The sequence below is a fragment of the Streptomyces neyagawaensis genome, assembly GCF_023516595.1.
Classification (GTDB): Bacteria; Actinomycetota; Actinomycetes; order Streptomycetales; family Streptomycetaceae; genus Streptomyces; species Streptomyces neyagawaensis.
Genome location: NZ_JAMGBG010000041.1, coordinates 118307 through 134366, shown reverse-complemented (window position 1 = coordinate 134366; position 16060 = coordinate 118307). Strand labels below are relative to the sequence as shown.

Genomic DNA, 16060 nt, shown 5'->3' with positions numbered 1-16060 from the left:
AGTGGTTGACGCGTTCCTGCGACAGTCCCGTTCAGAGCCTGGTGTTGCCGCCCCTGTTGGTGATGGTGGGGGTCTTGCAGGTCTTCCAGGTCAGTTTGTCGGGGCCTGTCTTGCCGCTGCCCCTGCCGCCCCAGCGGATGAGGGGGAGGGGGGTGCCGCGGTAGCCGGGGCCGTACTTGTTGTTCTTGATGGTGTTGGCGGAGCCACAGCTCTCGCCCTTCCTGTGGTCGCGCCACTCGCTGAAGATCGCGTACGTGCCGGACCTGGTGAAGGTGTTGCCGGTGACGGAGTTGTTGCGGCTGCCGTCGCGGATGCGGACCGGGTCGCCGGTGATGGAGGAGAACGTATTGCCGGCGATGGTGCTGCCGGTCGTGTTGACCAGGTACACGCCGTGCATGTGACCGGCGTTGCGGAGCTTCGTGAACTTGTTCTTCCTGATGACGATGCCGGACGAGTTCTTCACATGGACCCCGGCGTAACCGGTCCTGCCGCTGAGGTTCTTGAACGTGTTCCCGGTGATCGTGACGTCCGAGACATTGCGGAGCAGGATCGCGTTGTCGTGTCCGGAGAAGGTGCGGCCCCTGATGGTGAAGCCGCCGGGGCCTCCGTTGATGCAGAGCTGGTAGTCGCCCGGCGGGCACGGGCCCTGCCCCGGGTACGCGGCGGCGCCGGCCGTCGCGGACCAGCTGGGTTCGGCGAGGCCGGTCAGGACCAGTGCGCCGCCCAACGCCGCAGCGGCCAGGGGCCTCGGGAGAAGGAGGGTGCGATGGCGTGGGGTGCGTTCGGTGTGCTTGCGCATGAGGAGAGTCCCTTCGGTCGGTGGTGGGACGCGCGGCGGCCGGTCCACCCCCGTGGGTCCGGCCGTCGCGACAGGAACCGAGCCTGGGTCGTCTGATCCTGTCCGGCAACGCCCTTGCCCTGTCCCGGACAGAGCGCGGCTGTCCGGGCTGGTCAACGGCTTGTCCGGGCCGTACTGCGGGGTGTTCGACATGGCTGGGACAGGGGTTGTCGGCGGTGTACCCCCGGCCGACAATGACCGGATGGCGAGCACGGGGGACCGCGGGAATGCAGGGAAGCCGGAGGACGGTGGGGAGTTAGCGCCGGAGACCGCGCGCACCTCCGCCGAGTACGTCGCTCTGCTGCGCCGGCTCAAGGAGCGCAGCGGGCTGACCTACCGGCAGTTGGAGCAGCGTGCCGCCGAGCGCGGCGAGGTCCTCGCCCGCAGCACCCTCGCCGATGTCCTGCGGCGGGACGCGCTCCCGCGCGCCGAGGTCGTCTCCGCGCTCGTCCGGGCCTGTGGGGTCCCGGAGACCGCCGTACCGACGTGGTTGGCCGTCAGGGAACGGCTCGTTGTCATGGGGGATGCCCCACGAGAGGAGGAGCGACAGGGAGGAGCGGGGCGGGGGTCCGGTGATGGGCCGGGCGGCGGCGGGGTTGTCGGGGGACGGGTTCGTGTTGCGTCGCTTGCCGCTGTGGCCTCGCTCGGAACGGTCGCCCTGATCGTCGTCGGCGCGCTGGTGTGGCTACCGCGCGACGGGGCGTCGTCGAGCGGCGGCGGGGACAGGGACAGTGGGCGGACGACGCGGACGTCGGAGCCCTCCGGGACGCGGGCCGGCGAGGGCGCGGACGTTCCCGTGGCGCCCGGTCCCGCACCGGGGCTCACCCGCATCCGCCCCGTACGCGCTCCCGACCTGTGCCTCACCGACGGGGACGTACGGGTGGACAGCGGTGAGTCGAAGGTGGTGGCGATGCAGCGGCCGTGCGAGGAGGCCGTGCCGCCGAAGACATATCTGCTGCGGGCGGACGACGGGTACTACCGCATCCAGTGGGACCATCCGCGGCACGGCAAGGGCTGTCTTACTCTCCTCAGCGACAGCCAGTTCCAGCACATGTTCGAGCCCTGGGACGACTGCAAGGTCGGCGGCTCCTCCCAGCTGTTCCGCATCGAACGGGCCGAGGGCACCGGCAAGGGCACGAAGGGCGCGTGGCGGTTGCGGCCGGGGCGCGGCGACGCGGACATCTGCGTCGGTATGCGCGGCGGCCCCGAGGAGAAGTGCGCGGTCGCGGTGGCGGAGGGCTGCGCCGACGCGACCGGCGCCGGTGGCGCGAGTGACGCGCAGCTGTTCCTGATCGGCCGCGACCCGACCGGGCGCGAATGAGTCGCGGACGACCCGCACTGGTCCGGCCGGTCGCCCACGTCACTCGGCCGGGGTGTCCGCGCACGACAGGGTGACGGTGGCCGTGGTCCGCTGGAGGGGTGCTGCTGCTCCCCGAACCCGTGCGGCGTCTCGCCGCCTGGTGTGCCGTCGTGCTGCTCGTCGCCGGGGTCGTGTACGTCGGGATCCGGTTGTGCGTGGAGTTCAGGACGGCCGTCACGCCGGTGCTGCTCGCCCTGCTGGGGGCGGCGTTGCTCGGGCCGTTGCACCGGCGACTGGTCAGGGCGCGGATGCACCGGTCGCTCGCCGCGGGCCTCACCTGCGTCGCGGTGGTCGCGGTCGTGGGCGGAGCCGTCTACGTCGTGGCCGCCGCGCTCATCGGCACCGGGGACCAGATCATCGCCTCCCTCAGAGACGCGGCCGAGGACGTCACCCGGCACTTCGGTGCGGCCGGCACCTCCCTGGACGATCTCGCCGCCAACGCCAAGGAGTTGCTGGGCAGGTTCGGGAGCACGGCGGCGTCCAACGTCCTCAGCGGGGTGAGTGTCGTCGGCGAGGCCATCGCCATGGCCGTCCTCGCGCTTCTGCTCGTCTTCTTCTTCCTGCGGGACTCCGACCGGGTGTCCGGCACCATCCGCGCGTTGTCGCCGTGCGGGCTGGCCGACACGGTGGAGGCCATCGCGCGGCGGGCGTTCGAGGCCGTCGAGGGGTTCATGCGCGGGACGACCCTTGTGGCCCTCATCGACGCCACGTGCATCGGGATCGGGTTGCTGATCCTCGATGTGCCGGGCGCGGTCGGGCTCGCCGCGCTGGTGTTCGTCGGCGTGTACATCCCGTATCTCGGCGCCGTCGTCTCGGGTGGGGTGGCGGTGCTCGTGGCCCTCGCCGACCGGGGGGCCGTGATCGCGCTGTGGGTCCTCGGGATCGTGCTCGCCGTGCAGCAGCTGGAGGGGCATGTGCTCATGCCGATGATCCAGAGCCGGACGGTGCAGATGCACCCGGCGGTCGTCATGATCGCCATCACCGCGGGCGCCTCGGTCGCCGGAGTCCTCGGCATGCTCCTCGCGGTACCGCTGACCGCGGCGGCCTTCGGAGTCGTCCACGAGCTCCGGGACCGGTACGTGAAGGAGGGGGTCGCCTAGCCAGGGCCTGTCGTTTGGATCACGCCTGGTCCGCGGCGCTTGGCACGCACATCTGCGGCGTCAAGGCGCCGTATCCCGAAGCTGATCCAAACGACAGGCCCTGGCGGCGGCCTGGCCGGGGGTTACCTGGTCCGGGGGCAGGAGGGCCTGGTGGTGGGAGTCACCCCGCCGTCTCGTCCGGCGGGCCCGGCGGTTCCGAGGGCTCGTGGAGTTCGAACCAGATGCTCTTGCCGTCGCCGCGCGGGTCGACGCCCCAGGCGTCCGCGAGCACGTCCATGAGGACGAGACCGCGTCCCGAGGAGGCCAGTTCTCCGGGGCGGCGCTTGTGCGGGAGGTCGTCGCTGGCGTCGGTCACCTCGATCCGCAGCCGCCGCTTGCCGCCGTCGCCGGTCATCTCGACGACGAGGAGCGCGTCGGCGTCCGTGTGGACGAGGACGTTGGTGAGCATCTCGGAGACCAGGAGGACCGCCGAGTCGACCTGGTCGGGGCAGGTCCAGTCGTGGAGCAGTTCGCGGACCTGCTGGCGGGCCCCGGCGATGCGTTCCGGCTCGGCCTGCGCGACGGTCAGGGCGGTGCGGCGCACGGGAGGCCGTACGCCGACCGTGTCGCCGCGGCCGGCACCGTCGGCCTCGCGGGACAGCAGCAGCATCGCTATGTCGTCCTCGCGCCGGTCGGCGAGCGGGCCGGGCGTGTGATGGGACGACGGCCCGTGCACGCCTTGGACCAGCGCGTCGGCCAGTGCCTCCAGCCGCCCGGGAGCGAACCCGTTCACCAGGGGGAGGTCTCCGGGCAGAGCGACGGAAGCCGGGCCGGCACCGGAAGGCACCGAGCCGCCGGCCACGAGAGAGGCCGCAGCCGCCGCCGCGGCCACCGGATCGTCCGCCATGGACACCGGTTCGGCCGCCGTGATCACCGGTTCGGCCGTCATGGCCACCGGTTCGGCCGCCCTCGGTGCCGAACGTGCCCCCAGCTCGCCCGCTCCCCCAAGGCTCTCCCCCGGCTCCCCCAGCCTCTCCGACCTCATGGCGGTGGCCGAACCCGCCGCCCTCGGCCCCCCGCTCCCCGCCCCGTCACCCCCGACAGCGTTGCCATCCGCCGCGCGCCTGACCTGGTCCGCGTCCGGGGCCGGCACGGGGGCATGGCCCGCGTCCGGGCTCGTGTCCGAGCCCGCGCCCGCGCTCGCGTCCGTGTCGAAGGACTCCAGGATCGTCCTGATGCGCCGCCAGCCCGTGTCGAGGTCGTGGCCGCCCGTCTCGATGAGGCCGTCGGTGCACAGGAGCATCGTCTCGCCGGGTTCGAGGACGAGCCGGGTGGTGGGGTAGTCGGCGTCGGGGTCGATGCCGAGGGGCAGGCCGCCCGGGGTCGGCCGGACCAGGACCGTGCCGTCGGCCATGCGGATCGCCGGGTCGGGGTGCCCGGCGCGGGCGATGTCCAGCACCCCGGTCACCGGGTCGACCTCCACGTACAGGCACGTCGCGAAGCGCAGGTCGGTGTAGGTGTCGCCGGAGGTGTCCGCGGTGACGCCGTGCAGGAAGCGGGACGCGCGGGAGAGGACCGCGTCCGGCGGGTGGCCCTCGGAGGCGTAGGCGCGCAGCGCTATGCGGAGCTGGCCCATGAGCCCGGCGGCGCGTACGTCGTGGCCCTGGACGTCGCCGATGACGAGGGCGAAGCGGCCGCTGGGCAGGGCGATCATGTCGTACCAGTCGCCGCCGACCTGGAGTCCGCCGCCGGTGGGGACGTAGCGCGCGGCGACGCTCATGCCGGGTATCTCGGGGCCGAGCGTGGGCAGCATCGTGCGCTGGAGGCCGTCGGTCAGTTCGCGTTCGGTCTCGGCGGCGCCCGCGCGGGACAGCGCCTGGGCGAGCATCCGGGCCACGGTGGTCAGGACGGAGCGCTCGTCGGGGGTGAAGGTGACCGGGTAGGTGAAGCCCGCCATCCACGCGCCCATGGTGCGGCCGGCGACGATCAGCGGCAGGAAGGCCCAGGACCGGCGGTTGAACTGTTCCGCGAGCGGCCAGGCGGTGGGGTAACGGGACTTGTAGTCCTCGGGGGAGGAGAGATAGACGGCGCGGCCGGTGCGGACGACCTCCGCTGCCGGGTAGTCCGTCTCCAGCGGCATATGGGTGAACGGGCCCTCGTCGCCGTGGTTGTGCCCGTGGTGCCCGATGACGGTGAGTCGGTCGGCCTCCACCCCGAACACGGCGAGCCCGTCCGGGGAGAAGCCCGGCATCGCGAGGCCCGCCGCGACCCGCAGCACCTCCTCCGTGGAGCGCGCCTCGGCCAGTGCCCGCCCCGCGTCCAGCAGGAACGCCTCGCGGGAGCGCCGCCAGTCGCCGGTGACGGCCGCCGGGGCGCGCGCCGCGGTCTGCGGCGAGGGTTCGGTGACTTCCTGGATGGTGCCGATCAGCTCCACCGATCTGCGCACGGGATCCCAGGTCGGCTTGGAACGGCTGCGGACGGTGCGGACGACTCGTCCCTGCTCGTCCATGACCCGGATCCGGACCTCGGCGAGGGTGTCCTCCGCGACGGCGAGTTGGACGACGGAGACGATCTCGTTCCAGTCGACGGGGTGGAGTCTCGAGCGCGCTCCGGCCTGGGTGAGGGTGGTCGGTTCCGGGGGCAGCCCCAGGAGTCGGGCTGCCTCGGCGTCGACGGTGACGCTTCCGGCAGCGCTGTCCCAGGTCCACAGTCCCGTCGCCAGGGCGGACAGGACGTCCTCCACGGTGGGCGGGGGCTCACCAGTGCGCATTGACCCACTCTAAGAACAGCTGATCGGACCGTGCCACCGAAGCTGTGCCGGGCACCGAGTGGTGTCCGGAGGTAACCGCGATCGGCGGCGACGGCGGTGACAGCGGTTGACGATAACGACAGAAACCGCTTGCGGTCCTGGCTATGGCTGTGACGGTGCGTATCCGTACGGGAAAAGGTGTCCGGGGCGGGGAGAGCGGTGTCCAAGGAGCCGTAGGACGCGGTTGCCCCCGTGGGCGGCGGTAAATGGTGGGGAGGCGATCTTGGGGTGCCCGGTACCCTTGGCTGTGTTTCACGTGAAACACGGACAGTGAACCGTGTGGCACGGCCCCAGATCCCCGATCAGCGAAGACTGGATGAACGACGATGCATCGGTACAGGTCCCACACCTGCGGCGAGCTCCGCTCCTCTGACGTCGGCACCGACGTCCGGCTGAGTGGCTGGCTGCACAATCGGCGCGACCTGGGCGGCATCCTCTTCATCGATCTGCGCGACCACTACGGCATCACGCAGCTCGTCGCCCGTCCGGGCACCCCGGCGTACGAGGCCCTGGACAAGATCTCCAAGGAGTCGACCGTCCGCGTCGACGGCAAGGTCGTCTCCCGCGGCGCCGAGAACGTGAACCCCGACCTGCCCACCGGTGAGGTCGAGGTCGAGGTCGGCGAGGTCGAGCTGCTCGGCGCGGCCGCCCCGCTCCCCTTCACCATCAACGCCGAGGACGGGGTCAACGAGGAGCGGCGCCTGGAGTACCGCTTCCTCGACCTGCGCCGCGAGCGCATGCACCGCAACATCATGCTGCGTACGGCCGTGATCAGCGCCATCCGTCACAAGATGACGGCCCTCGGCTTCAACGAGATGGCCACGCCGATCCTGTCCGCCACCTCCCCCGAGGGCGCCCGCGACTTCGTCGTGCCCTCGCGCCTGAACCCGGGCAAGTTCTACGCCCTCCCCCAGGCTCCGCAGCAGTTCAAGCAGCTGCTGATGATCTCGGGCTTCGACCGGTACTTCCAGATCGCGCCCTGCTTCCGTGACGAGGACGCGCGCGCGGACCGTTCGCCGGGCGAGTTCTACCAGCTCGACGTCGAGATGAGCTTCGTGGAGCAGGAGGACGTCTTCCAGCCCATCGAGAAGCTCATGACCGAGCTGTTCGAGGAGTTCGGCAACGGGCGTCACGTCACCTCCCCGTTCCCGCGCATCCCGTTCCGCGAGGCGATGCTCAAGTACGGCTCCGACAAGCCGGACCTGCGCGCCCAGCTGGAACTGGTCGACATCACCGACATCTTCGAGGGCTCGGAGTTCAAGGCGTTCGCCGGCAAGCACGTACGGGCGCTGCCGGTGCCGGACGTCTCCGGCCAGCCCCGGAAGTTCTTCGACCAGCTCGGCGAGTACGCGATCGAGCAGGGTGCGAAGGGCCTGGCCTGGGTGCGTGTCGGCGAGGACGGTGCGCTGTCCGGCCCGATCGCGAAGTTCCTCACCGAGGAGAACGTCGCCGAGCTGACCAAGCGTCTGTCGCTGGCCGCCGGTCACGCCGTGTTCTTCGGCGCGGGCGAGTTCGACGAGGTCTCGAAGATCATGGGCGCGGTGCGGGTGGAAGCCGCCAAGCGTGCCGGGCACTTCGAGGAGGGCGTCTTCCGGTTCTGCTGGATCGTCGACTTCCCGATGTACGAGAAGGACGAGGACACCGGGAAGATCGACTTCTCGCACAACCCGTTCTCGATGCCGCAGGGCGGTCTGGAGGCCCTGGAGACCCAGGACCCGCTGGACATCCTCGGCTGGCAGTACGACATCGTCTGCAACGGCGTCGAGCTGTCCTCCGGCGCGATCCGGAACCACGAGCCCGAGATCATGCTCAAGGCCTTCGAGATCGCGGGTTACGACCGTGACACCGTCGAGGAGAAGTTCGCCGGCATGCTGCGCGCGTTCCGCTTCGGCGCCCCGCCGCACGGCGGTATCGCCCCGGGCGTCGACCGCATCGTCATGCTCCTCGCCGACGAGCCGAACATCCGCGAGACCATCGCCTTCCCGCTCAACGGCAACGCCCAGGACCTGATGATGGGCGCGCCGACGGAGCTGGAGGAGGCGCGGCTGCGCGAGCTGCACCTGTCGGTGCGGAAGCCGCAGCCGAAGTAGGGCTGATCAGCCGTAGGTGGCTCGGAACCGGCGTCGGTTCCGAGCCACTTTCGTTTACGGCGCCCATGCAGGGCTCTTGCCCAGCTCTTACCCATGCTCCTGACAGACGCCGTCCCTAGCTTCCCTGCCCATGACGGGAAACCAGACGGCCGAAGGGCCGCAACACAAAAGGGTTCTGACGCGGCGCAAGGTGGTCGCGGCGGGCGCGGGCGCCGCGGTCGCCGTGGGCGTCGGAGGCACCCTCGCGGCGGGCGCGTTCGCAGGTGAGAGCAGCGGGCCCGCCTCCGCGAGCAGCAGCGCGTCGAGCGGCGAGGCCTGCTACACACTCACCTCCGAGACCACCGAGGGCCCCTACTACATCGACGCCGACAAGATCCGGCAGGACATCACCGAGGACAAGGAAGGCATCCCCTTCATGCTTCGGATCAAGGTGATCGACTCCGAGAGCTGTGCGCCGATCCGGGACGCGGCCGTCGACATCTGGCACTGCGACGCGCTGGGCCTCTACTCGGGCTACGAGAGCTTCTCCGAGGGAGGCGGCACCGCCCCCACCGACGCGCCCTCCGGCACCCCTTCGGACGCGCCCTCCGGCGCCCCGACCGGCGAACCCCCGTCCGGTGGCGGCGGTGGCGGCGGCCACGAGGAGCCGACCAGCGACACCCGCTATCTGCGGGGCACCTGGAAGACCGACAAAAAGGGCTTCGTCACCTTCCGGACGGTCTTCCCGGGCTGGTACCGAGGCCGCTGTGTGCACGTCCACACCAAGGTGCATGTCAACGGTGAGTGGACGGACGCCGGTTACGAGGGCGGCACCACCTGCCACACCGGGCAGTTCTTCTTCGACGAGGAGGCCGTGCTCGCCTCCGCCGAGGTCGAGCCGTACTCCACCTCGACGACGGAGCGCACGACCCTCGACGAGGACACCATCTATGACGGCAGTGGCACCCAGGGCGGTCTGCTCAAGCTGAAGTACCGGAAGAACGATATCGCCAAGGGCGTCACCGGCACCATCACCGTCGGCGTCGACCCGGACGCGACGCACACCGGCACCGACGGCTGACGCGTTCACCGCGTGGTTCGGCGCGAGGCCCGGAATCCCGTTCACTCGGGTTCCGGGCCTTTCGGCGTGCCCGTAAGCACCCGGTGGGCCGGACCCGGTGGGCCGGACGCTGCGGAAGTCATCAGGCGACGCACAGGTTTTTCGACGGAGGCGCACAGCGCCGCGGGTGTGATGGACGGAGAGAGCGAGGAACCCGTAGGGGACCGGAAACACCGGAGAACCTCGGAACGTGGAGGAGGCCATGGAATTCGCCGTGCTGCTCGCACTGCTGCTGGTCCTCGGGGCGGTGGTCGCGGTCATCGCCCAGCGGCGCCACGACGACGGGCGGGGAGCGACGTCCGACCTGGACGCGGAGGCCGACGCCAACCGCTGGGTGGTCCGGCTCGGCGGTGGCCTGGCCGGGATCGACGTACGGGCACAGGCCGGCGCGGACGAAGACGCGGCCCGGGCCCTGGCCGACGCCGCCGAACGCCTCCGCACCGCACGGGCGCGGCTGGCCTCCGCCCGTACGCCCGACCAGTACGCGGCGGTCGTCCGCACCGCGACCGAGGGCCTGCGACATGTGGGGGAGGCCCGCAGGGCGTTGGGGCTGGACCCGGCCGCCGAGGGCGAGCGGAACGCCGCCCGGGTCGAGGGGAGGGAACTGTCGTACGGGCTCGACGCGTCTTACCGATCATGACCATGTCGTCCTCTGCCTCTGCCTCTGCCTCCGGCCCTGTCCCCACGACTCTCGGTGAGGAGATCCTCCTCCTCTCCCTCGACGACTCCACGGGTGAGGCGAAGCTGCCGCTGCGGACGCCGTTCGCGATCGCGGCGGCGGCCCTGCTGGAACGGGCGCTCGTCGGCGGCCCCGAGGACGCGGCGCTCCCGGACGACGCCGAGAAGTGGATCAACGAGCAGCGCGGCGCCGAGTACGACAAGGCCCTGCGGGGCCTGCTCGACAAGGGCCTGGTCCGCGAGGAGAAGCGTCGGCTCCTCCTCGTCTTCCGCACCACCGTCCACCCGGAGGTCGACGGCACGGTGGAGGCCGCGCTGCGCGGGCGACTCGCCGCCGTCGTCCTGGAGGGGCGGGAACCCGACCACCGCACCGCCGCCCTGATCACCCTGCTCCACCACGCCGACCTGCGGGAACTGGCCTTCCCCGACCTGGAGAAGGAGCAGTCCACGGCGGTCGAGCGGCGCATGACGGAGATCGCCGAACGTCACTGGGCCGACCCCGCCCTGCGCCGCATGGCCGAGACGGCCGCCGCGACCTCGGCCGCGCTCACCGCCGCCACGATGGCGACCACGGTCGTGATCATCACGGCGGTGACCTGAGCCGTGCCTGCGGTCCTCTTCCGAAGGGCGTCCGACGCATGAGCCGTAACGAACCCGAGTTCAGCGAGGCGCTGGCCGCCGTGCTACGGGATCTGCGCGCGCAGTGTTCCGTGCGACCCGAGGTGCGGGAGGACGAGGACGGCCCCGGTGTGGTGGTCTACGCGCCGGGTGGGTCGGGATGGGGAGTGTGGGCCGAGTCGGACGGGCGGCCGGGGGTGTTGACGGCCGAGGTCGCGGACCAGGTGCAGGGCTGGGCGGTGGAGGCACTGTGGGCGGCCGGGGAGCCCGCGGTGTGGCCGAGCTGCCCTCGACGGAGTGACCAGCGGACGCCTCCCGACGCCCAGCGCCGAGCGGCGCGGCTGACTACGCCCCGGTGTCCGAACCGACGGCTCCCGCGCCGCCTGCCTGTTTGTCGGTGGCTTCCGCGCCGCCTGCCTGTGTGTCGGTGGCTTCCGCGCCGCCTGCCTGTTTGTCGGTGGCTTCCGCGCCACCCGCCTATGTGCCCGCGGTCTTCCCACTTCCCGCGCCGCTGTCCGGGCCCGTGCCGTCGGCCTCCCCGCTCCCCGCTCCGCTGGCGCCCGGGGCCCCGGCGTCACCCTTCCCGCTGCCCGCCGGGGCGGCCTCCGCCTCGCCGCTCCCCCCGCTCCCCGTCTTCGTGTGGAGCACCGCGCGGGCCTGCTCCGCTGCGCGGATCGTGCTCTCGCTGACGAAGTCGAGGAAGCGGGCGACGTTCTCCAGGCGGGCCGCGGCCGGGGTCTCGCGGCCGAGGACGCCGACGCCCTGCCGGGCGGTCTCGATGACCTGGTTGAGGGCCCGGGCGCTGGCCAGCATCGACTGGTACCAGATGTCGTCGTCGACGACATAGCGCTCGCGGCGGCGTTCGTCGCGCTCCCGGCGGACGAATGCCTGGCCCTCCAGATAGGTGATCGCCTTGGAGACGGACGCCGGGCTGACCTGGAGGCGTTGGACCAGTTCGGACGCGGTGAGGCTGCCCGAGTCGGTGAGGGTGAGGCAGGCCATGACCCGCGCCATCATCTTCGGCATGCCCGAGGCCATCATCACGGTGGCGAACGTCTCCTCGAACTCCCGCACGGCCTCGGTGTCCCGGCCGTACGCCGCCGTGGACTCCGCGGGCCCCCGTGGCGCGGCCTGCCTGCGCCGTTGCGCACGGCGTTCGGTGGCGCGGTGGGCGAGGTCGGCTCGGTAGCCGGTGGGGCCGCCGTTGCGCATGACCTCGCGTGTGATGGTCGAGGTGGGGCGGTCGAGGCGTCGCGCGATCTCGGCGTAGGCGAGACCGTCGGCCAGCCCCAGGGCGATCTGCTGACGTTCGGGCTGAGTGAGCCTGCCTCCCGGCATGGGGGTCTCCTTCGAGGTGCGCGTGGGGACCCACCATAGCGTTCACCTCCATTCCATTGCAACGGAGTCAGCGGGGTGTTGTTGCGTTAAGTTCAGGCCCATTGCAATGATTTCATGGCATCTAGCTGCAGCAATGTCGATTGCACGCAACGAAGTAGTTGCTGACATCGTGAATGCAACGTAGCTTTTCCCTCGTTGGAAACAGAAACCCACCAGGGAGAGAACGATGCAGAAGTTCGCCACCGCCGCCCCGATCGCCGCCGTCCTCGACATCCAGGCCGGGCGGGTGCAGGTCATCGCCGCCGACCGGGCCGACACTGTGGTCGAGGTCCGCCCCGTGGACGCCTCCAAGGACCGGGACGTGCAGCTTGCCGAGGCGACCACCGTCGAGTACGCCGACGGCACCCTGCGGATCACCGCGAAGGCTCCGGTCAAGAACCGCCTCGTGGGCCCCGCCGGCTCGGTCGAGGTGACCGTCCAGCTGCCCACCGGCTCGCACGTCGAGGCCACCTCGGCCGGCGTCGAGTTCCGGGGCGTCGGACGGCTCGGGGACGTCGCGATCGACGGCGCCCTCGGCCAGGTCAAGCTCGACGAGACCGGCCGTGCCCGGCTGGCCGTCCTGGCCGGTGACATCGCGATCGGCCGCCTCGGCGGACCCGCGGAGATCAGCACCCAGCAGGGCGACATCCGTATCGACGAGGCCGTCGGCAGCACGGTCGTGCTCCGCACCGAGTCCGGTGACATCTCGGTCGCCGCGGCCCCCGGCGTCTCGGCCGCCCTGGACGCCGGCACCTCGTACGGCCGCGTCAGCAACGCCCTCAAGAACGAGGGCACCACCGCGCTCGACATCCGCGCCACCACCTCCTGCGGCGACATCACCGCCCGCAGCCTCTGACCCTCCCGGCCCTTCGAAGGAGCACATCCACCATGACCACCCCGGCCATCGCGGCGCACGGGCTGCGCAAGTCCTACGGCGACAAGGTCGTGCTCGACGGCATCGACCTCACCGTCCCCGAAGGAACGATCTTCTCCCTGCTCGGCCCGAACGGGGCCGGCAAGACCACCGCCGTCAAGATCCTGTCCACCCTCATCACCGCCGACAGCGGCCGGATCAGCGTCGCGGGCCACGACCTGGCCACCGCGCCGCAGGCCCTGCGCGCCGCGATCGGGGTCACCGGGCAGTTCTCCGCCGTCGACGGGCTCATCACCGGCGAGGAGAACATGCTCCTCATGGCGGACCTGCACCACCTGCCGAGGAGCGAGGGGCGACGGGTCGCCGCCGAACTGCTGGAGCGCTTCGACCTCACCGAGGCCGCGAAGAAGCCCGCCTCCACCTATTCCGGCGGCATGAAGCGCCGCCTCGACATCGCGATGACGTTGGTCGGCAGCCCGCGCGTCATCTTCCTCGACGAGCCGACCACCGGCCTCGACCCGCGCTCCCGCCACACCATGTGGCAGATCATCCGCGAGCTGGTCACGGGCGGCGTCACCGTCTTCCTCACCACCCAGTACCTGGAGGAGGCCGACGAACTCGCCGACCGGATCGCCGTGCTCCACGACGGCCGGATCGCCGCCGAGGGCACCGCCGAGGAACTCAAGCGACTGATCCCCGGCGGCCACGTCCGGCTCCGCTTCTCCGACCCGGCCCTCTACCGGTCGGCCGCCACCGCACTCCTCCAGGACGCCCTCCCCGACGCGCCCCTCCGGCCGCGCGGGGGCACCGCCGACGACGACGCCCTGACCCTGCGGATCCCCAGCGACGGCTCCCAGCGCGACCTGCGCTCCGTCCTCGACCGGCTGGACGCCGCCGGCGTCGAGGCCGACGAACTGACCGTGCACACCCCCGACCTCGACGACGTGTTCTTCGCCCTCACCGGCGGCACCGACATCCCCGCCCAGGCCAAGGAGGCCCTGTGATGAGCTCCCTCTCCCTCGCCGTCCGCGACTCGACGACCATGCTGCGCCGCAACCTGCTGCACGCCCGGCGCTACCCGTCGATGACGCTGAACCTGCTGCTCACGCCGGTCATGCTGTTGCTGCTCTTCGTCTACATCTTCGGAGACGCGATGAGCGCGGGCCTCGGCGGCGGCGCCGACCGCTCCGACTACATCGCCTACCTGCTGCCCGGCCTGCTGCTGATGACGGTCGGATCCACCACCATCGGCACCGCGGTGTCCGTCTCCAACGACATGACCGAGGGCATCATCGCCCGCTTCCGCACGATGGCGATCCACCGTGCGTCGGTGCTCGTCGGGCATGTCATCGGCAGTGTGGCGCAGTGCCTGATGAGCGTGGTCCTCGTCGGCGCCGTCGGCGTTGCCATCGGCTTCCGCTCCACCGACGCCACCGTCCTGGAGTGGCTCGCCGCCTTCGGGCTGGTCACGCTGTTCGCCCTGGCGCTCACCTGGATCGCCGTCGGGATGGGCCTGGTCAGCCCGAACGCCGAGGCCGCCAGCAACAACGCGATGCCGCTGATCTTCCTCCCGCTGATCTCCAGCACCTTCGTGCCGCTGCACTCCATGCCGGGCTGGTTCCAGCCGATCGCCGAGTACCAGCCGTTCACCCCGGCCATCGAGACCCTGCGCGGGCTGCTCCTCGGCACCGAGATCGGTCACAACGGATGGCTGGCCGTGGCCTGGTGCGTCGGTCTCGCGGTGCTCGGCTACTTCTGGTCCACGTCGAAGTTCAACGGCGACCCGAAGTAGTCGCCGTGACAGCGCGGGCAGCAACCCGCACCCCGCACCACACTCCGTCCCACCCGGGGCGGCGTACACCGACAGGGCGTCGGAGTACGCCGCCCCGTTCGTGTGTCACCGCCAGGGTCGCGTGTCACCGCTCCGGCGCGGTGTGTCCGTCGCCGGTGATCGCCACGCGGATGCTGCCGCCGCCGGCGATCGAACGGGGGCCCGAGGCCGTCACCGTCACGCCCCGGTTCTCCTGACGCGGCAGCAGGGCCGTCAGCTCGCGCCGCAGTTCCTCGTCCTCGCGCAGGGCCCGTTTCATCTGCTGGCGCAGGGCCGCCGACGCGTCCTCGTCGTCGGGTTCCGCCGCCGCGTCCGCCACGGCCGCCACCAGTTCGGCCCGCCCCCGCTCGTCACGGTGCAGCCACGCCGCCGTCAGCATCCGGCAGCCGATGTCCGCCGTCAGATACGACTCCGCCCGGCCCACCAGTTCGGCGACTATCGCCTCAGTGCCCGGTACCGCTTCAGCAGGGCCGACAGCTTCTCCGGGTCCTTGCCGCCGTTCAGCTCCCTCAGGAGGTCGTCGGGGCAGAGTTCGTAGAGGTCGCCCCACCAGCCCCGGCGGCGGTGGTCGTAGATGCGGTAGCCGCCGGGGACGCCCCGGGCGACGTAACGGCGTTTGCTCACTCGGCCTCCGGTGGAGGTGTCAACGCCTCCTCCTCCAGCAGGCGTTCGGCGATGTCGGCGGCCCAGGACTGGGCCCACCGGCGGAGTGACATGGTGGCCTGTTCGTCGAGGCCCTGGCGAGCGAATTCACGGTCGTCGAGCCACTCGGTGGCCTCCAACCGGGACTGGAGGTCGGCGAGATCGAAGGTGGAGGCGGTTGCTGAGGTGTGGCGGCGGGCCAGTTCCTCCAGTTCGAGGACGGTCCAGTGGGCGGCGGCCGCGTGGACCGTGACGAGGTCGCGGGCGGTGTTCCGGTCGGCGAGGGCCCGGACCTTCGTACCGACGACGTCCTCCAGGGACAGGGCCGGCCCCAGCGACGTCTCGACCGCGGGGTGCCACAGGGACTCCTTGAGGATGTCCAGGGTGCGTTCCTCCGCCGTCGTCGGGTCGGTGACGAGGAGGCGGGCGGAGAGCGGGGTGCCCTCCGCCTCCTCCACGAGCCAGCCGCGTCCCGCCAGCCCGGTGCGGACGGCGCCGGCGATCTCGTCCATCGGGGCCTGGTGTTCCGTCGCCACCTCCAGCAGGCGGCCCGGCGGCCGGCTCTCCGTGAGCCCGTGGGCCCGTACCGCGTGGTCGCCGGTCACGGCCAGGGCGTAGGGGGCGCCGATGGCCAGGATGTCGGTGAGGAGATGGAGGACCGGGTCGGGGGGACCCGGCGGCCCGGGGAGGTCGTTCACGCGCGGGCCAGGGGGAGGGTGGGGGGTGGGGCCATGGACATGGATTATCACGGCTCCCGGGCTCTGG

Annotated in this window: 15 protein-coding genes; 9 read left to right on the top strand and 6 right to left on the bottom strand. The window is 71.4% G+C overall.

Translation table 11 applies throughout. The features are described from left to right. Nucleotides 1-31 precede the first annotated feature (31 nt). The gene (locus M8J73_RS19305; protein ID WP_055537573.1) at nt 32-799 is read right to left on the bottom strand and encodes a right-handed parallel beta-helix repeat-containing protein; all 768 of its coding nucleotides are present in this window, start codon (nt 797-799) and stop codon (nt 32-34) included. 241 nt (nt 800-1040) lie between these two features. Here M8J73_RS19305 and M8J73_RS19300 point away from each other — a divergent pair, with 241 nt between their 5' ends. Together M8J73_RS19300 and M8J73_RS19295 are read left to right on the top strand one after the other, a co-directional pair. Continuing rightward, a complete protein-coding gene (locus M8J73_RS19300; protein WP_249828854.1) occupies nt 1041-2159 on the top strand; it encodes a helix-turn-helix domain-containing protein in 1119 nt (372 codons plus the stop codon). A gap of 98 nt (nt 2160-2257) precedes the next feature. Next, complete coding sequence (locus M8J73_RS19295) at nt 2258-3298, top strand: AI-2E family transporter (RefSeq protein ID WP_055542348.1); 1041 nt, start codon at nt 2258-2260, stop codon at nt 3296-3298. 160 nt (nt 3299-3458) lie between these two features. Here the strand turns inward: M8J73_RS19295 and M8J73_RS19290 are convergent, their stop codons facing one another. Further along, complete coding sequence (locus M8J73_RS19290; protein ID WP_249828853.1) at nt 3459-6047, bottom strand: SpoIIE family protein phosphatase; 2589 nt, start codon at nt 6045-6047, stop codon at nt 3459-3461. Nucleotides 6048-6412: 365 nt separating this feature from the next. On the opposite strand from M8J73_RS19290, the gene aspS reads away from it, so the two are divergent. The 4 genes from aspS to M8J73_RS19270 all read left to right on the top strand — a co-directional run bounded on the left by aspS (nt 6413) and on the right by M8J73_RS19270 (nt 10553). Continuing rightward, nucleotides 6413-8176 carry an aspartate--tRNA ligase gene (aspS, locus tag M8J73_RS19285; protein ID WP_249828852.1) on the top strand — a complete coding sequence of 588 codons (1764 nt, stop codon included), beginning with the start codon at nt 6413-6415 and terminating at the stop codon, nt 8174-8176. A 130-nt stretch (nt 8177-8306) separates the two neighbouring features. Beyond that, on the top strand, nt 8307-9236 hold the full coding sequence (locus tag M8J73_RS19280) for an intradiol ring-cleavage dioxygenase (RefSeq protein ID WP_055538265.1): 930 nt from the start codon (nt 8307-8309) through the stop codon (nt 9234-9236). 241 nt (nt 9237-9477) lie between these two features. Next, nucleotides 9478-9915 (top strand): hypothetical protein, encoded by a 438-nt coding sequence (locus tag M8J73_RS19275; RefSeq protein WP_063799188.1) that lies wholly within the window; start codon nt 9478-9480, stop codon nt 9913-9915. A gap of 2 nt (nt 9916-9917) precedes the next feature. Continuing rightward, nucleotides 9918-10553, top strand: a complete 636-nt coding sequence (locus M8J73_RS19270; RefSeq protein WP_240501178.1) for a GOLPH3/VPS74 family protein — start codon at nt 9918-9920, stop codon at nt 10551-10553. A gap of 495 nt (nt 10554-11048) precedes the next feature. On the opposite strand, the gene M8J73_RS19265 is transcribed toward M8J73_RS19270, so the two are convergent. Next, nucleotides 11049-11909, bottom strand: a complete 861-nt coding sequence (locus M8J73_RS19265) for a GbsR/MarR family transcriptional regulator (RefSeq protein ID WP_055538267.1) — start codon at nt 11907-11909, stop codon at nt 11049-11051. Nucleotides 11910-12135: 226 nt separating this feature from the next. Here M8J73_RS19265 and M8J73_RS19260 point away from each other — a divergent pair, with 226 nt between their 5' ends. The 3 genes from M8J73_RS19260 to M8J73_RS19250 are packed head-to-tail and all read left to right on the top strand — an operon-like array spanning nt 12136 to nt 14614. Further along, nucleotides 12136-12804: a DUF4097 family beta strand repeat-containing protein gene (locus M8J73_RS19260; RefSeq protein ID WP_055538268.1), complete on the top strand. Its 669-nt coding sequence runs from the start codon at nt 12136-12138 to the stop codon at nt 12802-12804. Nucleotides 12805-12836: 32 nt separating this feature from the next. Next, on the top strand, nt 12837-13826 hold the full coding sequence (locus M8J73_RS19255; protein WP_055538269.1) for an ATP-binding cassette domain-containing protein: 990 nt from the start codon (nt 12837-12839) through the stop codon (nt 13824-13826). Beyond that, on the top strand, nt 13826-14614 hold the full coding sequence (locus M8J73_RS19250; protein WP_055522576.1) for an ABC transporter permease: 789 nt from the start codon (nt 13826-13828) through the stop codon (nt 14612-14614). Before M8J73_RS19255 ends, M8J73_RS19250 begins: the two co-directional genes overlap by 1 nt. Nucleotides 14615-14738: 124 nt before the next feature. On the opposite strand, the gene M8J73_RS19245 is transcribed toward M8J73_RS19250, so the two are convergent. Genes M8J73_RS19245 through M8J73_RS19235 form a run of 3 tightly spaced genes read right to left on the bottom strand, consistent with a single transcriptional unit; the run spans nt 14739 to nt 15993 of the window. After that, nucleotides 14739-15077 carry a hypothetical protein gene (locus tag M8J73_RS19245; protein ID WP_240501180.1) on the bottom strand — a complete coding sequence of 113 codons (339 nt, stop codon included), beginning with the start codon at nt 15075-15077 and terminating at the stop codon, nt 14739-14741. An 11-nt stretch (nt 15078-15088) separates the two neighbouring features. After that, complete coding sequence (locus M8J73_RS19240; RefSeq protein WP_055538270.1) at nt 15089-15277, bottom strand: hypothetical protein; 189 nt, start codon at nt 15275-15277, stop codon at nt 15089-15091. After that, nucleotides 15274-15993: a nucleotidyl transferase AbiEii/AbiGii toxin family protein gene (locus tag M8J73_RS19235; protein ID WP_249828851.1), complete on the bottom strand. Its 720-nt coding sequence runs from the start codon at nt 15991-15993 to the stop codon at nt 15274-15276. The genes M8J73_RS19240 and M8J73_RS19235 overlap by 4 nt, the downstream gene beginning before the upstream one ends. Nucleotides 15994-16060: the final 67 nt, after the last annotated feature.